Genomic DNA, 8,975 nt, shown 5'->3' with positions numbered 1-8,975 from the left:
TTTCCAACAAAGATTGGAACAGCGGCGGCAACACCGGCTTCGTGATCGCGACGGCCGGTGACGGGCGCCTCCAATGGAATTATCGTGTCACGGGCGGCGCGGCCCGGAAAGATTATGACGGTCCGGCCGGCTCGTTCACGGGCGGCGGCTGGCATCATGTGGTCGTGAGTTTCGCGCGCAATGGCGACGCCAAGGCTTACCTGGACGGGAAACTCGTGAACACCTCGGCAATCGGGCCGAGCACCGGAACGATCGACTCCGGATTGCCGGTCAACATTGGCCAGGACGGCACCGGAAAATACACGGACGGTGGCGCAGTCGGGATCGAAAACGGTCTGATCGACGACGTTGCCATTTGGCGTCGCATCTTGACCGAGGCGGAGGTTCAAAATATTTTCACTGCCGGCGGAAGCGGGACGAGTTTCGACGGAACCGGCGGCGGTCTGAGATTGGGAGCGACGCGCACCGCGACCGGCTTGAGTCTGAGCTGGTCAGGCGTGGCGGTTCTTGAGGCGGCGGACTCCGTGAACGGGCCTTGGCTGCCCGTGGTGAACGCCGTGAGTCCTTTCACTGTGCAACTGAGCGGGAGCGCGAAGTTCTACCGGTTGAAACAGTAAATCGGCTTGCCCTTCCCGTTTGAAGGGTCGCGGGTTTTGGTGATGTGAACCGTGTGTCATCCCAAAACCCGCTTTTTTTTTCGAAGACTCAGCTTTGCAATGGCACGTTCGTAACAGGAGGAAACATTCCCCTGGCAACTCGTTTGGCTTTTTGTGTTTGGTGTGTTTGGTGTGCCTAACTGCTTCTTCCAGGTTCAACGGCTCTCACTTCTCGCTGGAAACTTTTGGTTGAAGTCGCGAATCCGTTTGCGCGCCTCGGCAAGCTGATCCGAATTCATCCGGCGTCCCAAGCTGTCTCTCGCGCTCGCGGCATCCTTGAGTCCACGCTCCGCCGCCAGGCTGTGCCACTTGTAGGCCTCGGCTAGATCGGGCGCCACGTCCTTGCCGCGCTCGTAGCGTTCAGCCAGGTTGTAACGCGCCAGCGCGTCTCCCTGCTCGGCCGCGCGCTCGTACCAGCGCAACGCCTCTTTCGGATCCCTGGGCACGCCCCGCCCCAAACCGTACATGCTCGCGAGAGTGTATTGGGCATCAGCGCTCCCGTTCTCCGCGGCCTGACGATACCATCGCGCCGCTTCCGCTTCGTCCTGGGGGACTCCCTGGCCGATGTCGTGGAGCACGCCGAGATTGTATTGCGCGCGAGCCAGGCCCTGGTCTGCGGCCTTGCGATACCATCTGATCGCTTCCGCGAAATCCCGTTTGACTTGCTTGCCTTCGGCGTAAAGTTCGCCCACCAAATTCTGCGCCTGAGCCTCGCCGGCCTCGGCCCGAGCTTGGGTCTGGTTGAAATCGGGCCGCGGCTCGGCCGGTTGAGCCGGCCCGCCGTCTCCGGGTTCACGATACCACAACACCGCCATGACCAACCCGCCTGCGATCAAAAGACACAGGACCGAAATCCCGACCAGGTTTTTCCAGGAGCGCCGCATATCCTTCAGCTAATCGAGCAGGCGCTTCGTGTCCACGAAATTTCAACAGCCGGGGAACGAACGGAAAAGGACGCGAAGGGACGGATGCCGCGCGAGCCGGGCGTCATTGAGTCTGACCTTCGCGGTTTCGCATCAATCCCCGTTCCAGTTGAACCACTCGGGAATTGCGCATCGTGTCTTGCTCTCGTTTCCATCGAAAGATACGGTTCCGCCGTCGTGCGCAGCGCCCTTTGTCCCATGAACCTGGTAGGGCGAGCCTGTCCCCAGCGAGCCGATCCGGACGCGTTCCAAGCACGTGCAGCGGCTCGCCGGGACGGACTCGCCCTACCCGGTTCATGGGGCGAGAGCATGGTAATCAGACCAAGGAAACTTCCCCTCTCGCGCTCAACATGACCACTGCCCCCAGGCTCATTGGGAACAACGCGGCTTACGAACGCTGGCGCTGGCAGATCTTCGCCATCACCTGGCTGGCTTACGCCGGCTTTTATCTCACGCGCAAATCCTTTGCTGTGGCCAAAATCGAAATGGGCAAGCCAACTGGCCTCGGATTGACCGATTCGCAAATGTCCTGGATCGACGGCAGCTTTTTGGCGGCGTATGCCTTCGGCCAATTCTTCGCCGGCGTGGGCGGGGATCGACTCGGCACCCGCCGTGTGATCCTGGCCGGCATGCTCGGCTCGGTGTTGGTGGCGTTGTGCATGGGGGCGACTTCGCTGGTGGTGCCACTCATCCTTTTCTCGGGGCTCCAGGGATTGTGTCAATCCACGGGATGGGCCCCGCTCACGAAGAACATTGGCAGCTTTTTTTCGCAACCGGAACGGGGAACGGTCATGGGCCTCTGGTGCACCAACTACGCGGTCGGTGGTTTCCTGGCGTCGATTTTTGCCGGATACGCGGGCGGTTTGCTCGGCTGGCGGTATGCGTTCTACCTCCCGGCTGTGGCGCTGGCCGTGATCTGGCTGCTGTTTTTCTGGCTGCAGCGCAATCGCCCCGAAGACGTCGGCCTGCCGCCGATCGAGCAATATCATCAGCAATCAGGACCTCAGACCGCCCCGTTAGCTGCAGAGGCCGAAGAAGCGGACGGCTCGTGGCGGGCCGTCGTAACGGTTTTGAAGCAGCCGATGGTGCTGCTGCTGTCGGCGGTCTATTTCTTCATGAAACCGACCCGTTACGCCATTCTGTTCTGGGCGCCAAAATATTTGAGTGACCGGCTCGGCACCAACATGGCGCAGTCCGGAGCGCTGGGCAGTTTGTTTGAGTTGGCCGGACCGCTCAGCGCCTTGTTGGCCGGGGTGATTTCTGACAAGTTGCTCGGCTCCCGCCGCAATCCGATTTCGGTGGTATGCCTCATCACCTCGGCGATTCTCGTTTTCTTCCTGGACAAACTTCCAGCCACCAAACTCATGCTCGGCACTTGCCTTTTCCTGATTGGCTTCGCGCTGTACGCGCCGGACACACTTGTCAGCGGCACCTCCGCAATTGATTTTGGGACGAAAAAAGGCGCTTCGACGGCGGTCGGGTTGATCAACTGCTGCGGGTCCATCGGCGCGATTGTGGGCGGCACCATCCCGGGTTTTTTCCACGATCGCTGGGGATGGAACGGCGTCTTCGTGGCTCTATCGGTCTCCTTGCTCATCGCAGGCCTCCTGCTCGTGCCCAAATGGAATGCGGTGCCGAATAGCCGTTGAATTTTTTCCAACAGGAGGTAACAGAAATAACAGAGTTCTGAGTTTCTTTCCCTCTGTTATCTCTGTTGCCTCCTGTTGAACCCCATTTCCACTCGGAATCACCCCCGCTTCAATTGGTCTGCGATGGGCCGCGGCATCCAGGGCGCCGCAATGCCCAGATCGGCCAGCACGACTTGAGCGCAGTTGTAGCCGGGCAAACCGGTGATGTTGCCGCCGGGATGGCACGATGAACCGCACAGATAAAGCCCCTTCAGAATCCCACGATAATGGCCCGCGCCCGCGAAGGGCCGATGAAAACCGACCTGCCCGTTGTTGAACGCGCCCACCAGCAGATCGCCGTGCTTCATGTTCGGCAGCGTGCGTTCGACATCGAGCGGACTTGCGGTGAAGGCCGCCAGCGTCGCCGATTCTATGTTCGGCGCGTATTCGCTCCACTTTCGCAAAAGAACACGTCCATGTTCCTCCTTGGCCCGGTCCCAATTCTGCGGATCGCCTTCGAGGCGATAAGGAGTCTTCTCCCACATAAAGGCGGTATGGCGCCCTGGCGGAGCCTGGGAAGCGTCGAAACGCGTCGGGCACGTGCCCCACATGACGGTCGGCGGGATGGCGCCCGCTTCGTGGTGACCCACGATGTCCTCAAACTGTTCGGGACGGTCCAGGCCCAGAATGACCATGAACGCGTCCTTCAGTTCAGGGCAACGCTCTGCGGCCTGATACTGCGGGGCTTCGCGCAAATTGACATTCAAGGCAAAGAGCGGCGCGATGAGGTTGTATTGAAAGTTGCGCGCTTTCTCCGCAACAGGGGCGGGCAATTGATCTGGCTCGATCAAGTCTAGAAAGGTCTGGTGCGGGTTCAACCCGGACGCCACCAACCGCCGCGCGCGGACGAACGCGCCGTCCGTCGTTTCGACTCCGATGACGCATCCGTCCTCGATCCGAATCTGCCTGGGAGTCGTGCGAAGCGCGATTTCTCCCCCCGCTTCGCGCACGGCCGCGATCAGAGCATCGGCCAGACGCCTGACCCCGCCCACGCACATCTGTGCCATCCGGCCGCTGGCCAGCAACGCCGGAATATGATGTCCGAAGCCGCGGCAGCGCAGATCGACTTCGCGCAGGCCGTTGAAGAAAAGCAGTCCGGCCTGAATCGCCGGATGTTCGAACTCCTGGCGCACGAATTCGAGGGGCGAAAGTTCGCTCACTTTGAGAAGCACCCTTCCCTCCTCGGTCTCCGACAACAAAGCGCGCCGCTGATCCAAAGGGAGCGGCGGCGCCTGGGCCTCCGGAACGAGAATATTCTGCACGATGGGGCGGAATCGCTCGCACCAACGTTGGAGGGCGCCGGCGTCGCGGCGGCTGAATTGAGCGAAGGACTCGACCGTTTTCTCGAATTGCGTCCACCACTCCAAAGCGCGTCCATCCGCTGTGATCAGGGCGACGTTCAACTCTGGCTCAAGATACTCGGCGCCGTGCTGGCGGAGATTCAGATCGCTGTACCACGGGAGCCGCGTCAACCCCCGATGATAAAAGGAATGCGTGTTGTGGAAGAAACCGGAGCCGACTGGGTTCTCGACTGTCTCCAGCCCGCCGCCCGCTACGGCGCGCGGCTCGAGGCAAACCGTGCTCAGCCCGGAGCGCCCCAGATACGCCTGTAGAATGAGGCTGTTGTGCCCGGACCCCAGGATGACCGCATCATAGACATCGCGCATGAGGTCTGGAGTCTATCGAACCCTTCATCTGAAACCCAAGATCGAAGAGTTTGCTCATCGGATTGGATTCTGGACCTTGCTCAAGCCGGTCGCGATCTGGGGCATTGCCCTCATGATTGCCAAGGGACAGCCGCATCATTTCTTTGACCTGGAGGACTGCTGGGTCTGGATTCCTTTCCTTCGTTGGAAGGCCATCCAAAGCTGGGCGCTTCGTGGGAAGGCTTCGCGCTCGAACAAGTGCTGCGGTTGACCGGAGACCGCGACGCATATTTTTGGGCGACCCACGCTGGCGCGGAGCTCGATCTGCTGATCACCTGGAAAGCCAAACGCTACGGTTTCGAGTTCAAGTATGGCGACGCGCCGGCTCTTTCCAAATCGATGCACGTCGCCTTGAGCGACCTCAAACTGGAGCAACTGTTTGTCGTCTATCCGGGGCCGCAATCCTACCGGCTGCACGAACATGTAGAAATGCTCTCCATCACCTGATGCGAAGACGACCAGGCCGATCAAGCACGCCCAGCGAGCGTTTTGGTTCGATGCTCAGCGGGTCGTGGGCGGAGATTGGGGAGCCACCGAGCTGGCGATTTTTCGGCAAGTCAACTGGAGCCGGGGGTCGCCTGTTTTCGGATCGAATGCCGCGGGACAAAGCAGATGCGCGCGCGCGCAGAGCCGGGCGGCCTCCTGGATTTGACCGGCGCGCCAGTAGATTTCGATCAAACGCGCCAGCACTGCGGCGACGGCGTCGGGATCAAGGCGCGCCAAATCTTCAGCCTTGTGGCTGGCGGTGGGACTTAGTGGTCCATTTCATAAATACGCTCACGTTCGCGGCAAGGGATTTTTCGGCCAGACGAGGCGCGAGCGACGAGCATATCCCGAAGTGGATCTGTAAGGAGCAAGCAACGAAGTCTGGCGAAAAAGAACTGCCGCCCTTCGGGTTGCGCCGAATTTTGCCTGGAGCTGCGTTGCTCCTCGGTCACAGCCCCACTGGCGGGGGATGCTCGCTCGTCGCGCCTTGCCCCAGGCCAAATTGGGCGCAACGAACGTGAGCGTATTTACGAAACGGACCACTTAGGTATTTGGCGCCGAGTTCGAAGCAGGTTCGGTCGTCGCCTCGATCCCAGGCCAGTTCGGCCCAATGGAGTTCGTACGTGGCTCGGTTCGTTGGGTCGTGTTGGATCAAGCGGTTGAGAACCGTTTCCAGTTCCTTCGTCCACGGGAGAAAAAAAACCGAACGTCGGCTGCGGTAAGTTTCCAGGAGCCACTTTTCGTACGTGCGCAGGAGATCCGGATCGGCTTGCGCAATGTCCAGAATCTGGCTCTGGAAAAGCGTGAATCGCAGAACCTGCACTTCGGATTTCTCGGCCGGGTCGTTCACGAGCGCGGAGATTTCCAGCGGCAGATTCTCCTGGGGAAAATCCGCCCGCCACCTCTGCACGATGCTGGAAAAGAGCTCCGGAGGAAAAAGCCGGTGCGCGGCAAAAGCGTCCGCGAACGCCAGGAAATCTGCCGCCGTGAGCTTCTCCTGATTCAGATATTCGCCCAGCAACGTGCGCGGCCGTGGTGAAGTTCGATCATCCAGCATACGCCAGAAATCCGCCTTGCCACGGACAAAGAAGGCCTTCTGAGCCTGATACTCACATCGTAAGTGCGGTCCGCGAGTTTGAGAAACGTCTTGGCGTCTTCGACCACAATTCGCTCTGCGTGCCTTCGATCCCGTTGCGATGTTTCATTTGTTGGGTAAAGGCCTCCGTCTTTTGTTCCTGCCGCCGCGCCTGCAGCGCGCTGTGGTGTTGGCCTACGACAAGGCTCCGATGCTTCTGCCCGGGCCCCACGCAACGCTCCCGCAACGGACAATCCGCGCACTGCGTGCTCCATTCCAACCGATAGGTCACTTTGCCGGTGGCTTGTTCTTCCAAACGACTGCATTGAGTGTTTTCCTTGCCGGCCGGACAAATGGCTTTGCGCTGCTCCACCTCGATCTGGAAGTCTTCGGTCGTATAGCGTCCACCGTTGTTGTGCGGCGCCCTGGCCGCCGGACCGATCACGCTTCGCCCCTCCGCCTGGGCCTCCGCCAGTTCCTCGGCCAGCTTGTCGGCCCGCCCAGCGTTGGCCCGTTCCAGAACCCGTTGCAGAAACCGGTCATAGTCGGCTTCCGAAGCGAAGTCCCGGCTCCCGCGCAACAGCAGATGCTGCGTTAGCCGGCGCTTCAAATGGCCGTTGCCCGATTCAACATCGCCGTTCTCGTTGGGACAGCCGATCCCAATCGTTTTAGGCACCAGTCCGTAATGGCCGCACACCGAAACAAATTCCGCGTTGAACTCGCGGCCTCCCTGGGCCCCGAGGCGATGAGTCGCCGCGCTCGAATGATCCACCCGCACTTCCTGGGGCGCCTGGCCCAGGCGGTGCAGGCTGGCCTGCAATCCCTGGCGCAGACTCAACAGCGACTCGGATCGGCAGCGCGTGGCCCATTGCCAGTTCGAATAGGGCAGCACCGTGTGACACAGCCAATGCGGATAGGGCACGCCGCTGATCGTCACGGCCAATTCGCTGGCGTGCGTCCAATCCAGTTGCAGGGGCCGACCGGGCTCCCAAGCTTGCGGAAAGAACACTTCCTTGTCCTCACCGTGTTGCAAGCGCCACAGGTGGACCCGCCGTTGAAAGGTGCGTTGATGCTTTTCCGAAATGCGACCGGGCGGCTGGCTTTGCAGATGTTCGAACAAGGCCTTGGCTTCCAACTCCGGAGCTTCTTTCAGGCGGGCTTCCGCCTGGGGCCAAATGTCCGCCAACGGGTCCGGGCGGGTGCGCCAGTGGTGTTTGGCCTGCAGGTGTTCAGGCGTTTGCCCGGCGTTCAAATACTTGCGTGCGGTGGGGGCGACTTACATCCGCCTTCAGCGCGCTTTGGCCTACGTTTCCAGTGCTTTGATACTCGTTCATCAGTCGTCGAAGACCGTCTTCCGCATAAACATGACGAAGACGAAACTTCAAGAAAACGAAGTCAGGGTATTTCTATGGTCAGATGTCGCTTCCAGACCACAGGTGTCGCTTAGCCCGACTTTCGCAACTGGAGGGTGTTTTTCGGTGTAAGCGGTTGATTTGCAGCCGAGGCAATTTCGGAGTCTTCACTACAGACTCGTGTTGGGTTCTCAGGATCGGATCCACTGGCCTTGGCTCGTCAAACGCGGCGGAGGCTGTTCGGGAAGCCGCCATCCCAGTTGCTGCAGCAGGATTTGTTGATCCTTCTCGGGTTGCGTGTAGCGCCGGAAGAGCAGCTCCTGGCCGGGCTGTTCGGTCGGAAAATACACGTCCATCAAAACCGGTCACCAGGTTGATGACCTGCGCCGTGCCGACTTTCACGACCAGCTCGCAGAACCGGAGGAAATTGCTGAGCTGGTGCGGCACTCGTATGTAGGGGTCTTCAACCGTGATCTCCTTCGCGCCCTTGAGGTAATCGCCGAACAATGATTCGTAGGTGAAACCCGTGTCGCCGTAGCCGATGCGGATGTGCTTTTCCTTGAGCGCCGGCACGGCAGGTGGCGGGGCGGCGGGGCGGCTGGTGTTGCTGGCAGGGGTGCGGTAGCAGGTGCTGCTGGCGTCGGCGCGGGAGCTGGGCGTGCTGGCGCGGGAGCAGCCGGCGGTGCTCCCGGTGATGCGCCTGTCGCTTTCATCCTTTCTGCCAACGTGCGTCGGCTGGGATTTTGCGTGGCCGGGGCATCCTTGGATTCGGCCGCCGCCCAACGCGAAAATCTGGAACGGATCGCGGCAGCGGTCTTCGTCCGTCTCCGGCTTGTGCGCAGGAACGTAAACGATCAGTTGCCGTTGCTGTTTCGCAGCCTTGCCGGGCTTGGCCAGTTTCAGCCACTCGTTCAGTGCCTGCTCGCGGGCGGTGATAATGGATTCGCCGGCATCAATGACTAAGTGGTCCGTTTCGTAAATACGCTCACGTTCGTTGCGCCCAATTTGGCCTGGGGCAAGGCGCGACGAGCGAGCATCCCCCGCCAGTGGGGCTGTGACCGAGGAGCAACGCAGCCCCAGGCAAAATTC

9 protein-coding genes are annotated in these 8,975 nt (G+C 60.6%); 3 read left to right on the top strand and 6 right to left on the bottom strand.

Annotation, left to right across the window (positions count from 1 at the left end; genetic code table 11):
- Positions 1-617, top strand: a 617-nt coding sequence (locus FJ398_22485; protein ID MBM3840676.1) for a LamG domain-containing protein, incomplete at its 5' end; no start/stop codon positions are given.
- Between the two features lie 194 nt (positions 618-811).
- Here FJ398_22485 and FJ398_22480 read toward each other — a convergent pair.
- Complete coding sequence (locus FJ398_22480) at positions 812-1,540, bottom strand: sel1 repeat family protein (GenBank protein ID MBM3840675.1); 729 nt, start codon at positions 1,538-1,540, stop codon at positions 812-814.
- A 230-nt stretch (positions 1,541-1,770) separates the two neighbouring features.
- Between FJ398_22480 and FJ398_22475 the strand changes: the two genes are divergently transcribed.
- Complete coding sequence (locus FJ398_22475; protein MBM3840674.1) at positions 1,771-3,228, top strand: MFS transporter; 1,458 nt, start codon at positions 1,771-1,773, stop codon at positions 3,226-3,228.
- A gap of 98 nt (positions 3,229-3,326) precedes the next feature.
- Here FJ398_22475 and FJ398_22470 read toward each other — a convergent pair whose 3' ends face one another.
- Entirely contained in the window at positions 3,327-4,934 is a 1,608-nt protein-coding gene (locus FJ398_22470; protein ID MBM3840673.1) for an NAD(P)/FAD-dependent oxidoreductase, read from the bottom strand.
- Between the two features lie 156 nt (positions 4,935-5,090).
- Between FJ398_22470 and FJ398_22465 the strand changes: the two genes are divergently transcribed.
- A complete protein-coding gene (locus FJ398_22465; GenBank protein ID MBM3840672.1) occupies positions 5,091-5,420 on the top strand; it encodes a DUF4143 domain-containing protein in 330 nt (109 codons plus the stop codon).
- A gap of 54 nt (positions 5,421-5,474) precedes the next feature.
- On the opposite strand, the gene FJ398_22460 is transcribed toward FJ398_22465, so the two are convergent.
- The 4 genes from FJ398_22460 to FJ398_22445 form a co-directional block, all read right to left on the bottom strand.
- On the bottom strand, positions 5,475-5,696 hold the full coding sequence (locus FJ398_22460; GenBank protein MBM3840671.1) for a hypothetical protein: 222 nt from the start codon (positions 5,694-5,696) through the stop codon (positions 5,475-5,477).
- Positions 5,697-5,907: 211 nt separating this feature from the next.
- Positions 5,908-6,516, bottom strand: coding sequence for a hypothetical protein (locus tag FJ398_22455; GenBank protein ID MBM3840670.1), 609 nt, complete (start codon positions 6,514-6,516; stop codon positions 5,908-5,910).
- A gap of 52 nt (positions 6,517-6,568) precedes the next feature.
- Positions 6,569-7,786, bottom strand: a complete 1,218-nt coding sequence (locus tag FJ398_22450) for an IS21 family transposase (GenBank protein ID MBM3840669.1) — start codon at positions 7,784-7,786, stop codon at positions 6,569-6,571.
- 160 nt (positions 7,787-7,946) lie between these two features.
- Positions 7,947-8,582: a hypothetical protein gene (locus FJ398_22445; protein MBM3840668.1), complete on the bottom strand. Its 636-nt coding sequence runs from the start codon at positions 8,580-8,582 to the stop codon at positions 7,947-7,949.
- Positions 8,583-8,975 lie beyond the last annotated feature (393 nt).

The organism is Verrucomicrobiota bacterium (assembly GCA_016871535.1).
Lineage (GTDB): Bacteria > Verrucomicrobiota > Verrucomicrobiia > Limisphaerales > SIBE01 > VHCZ01.
Note: the sequence above shows the minus strand (reverse complement) of the source record. Positions and strands in the feature narration are given on the sequence as shown.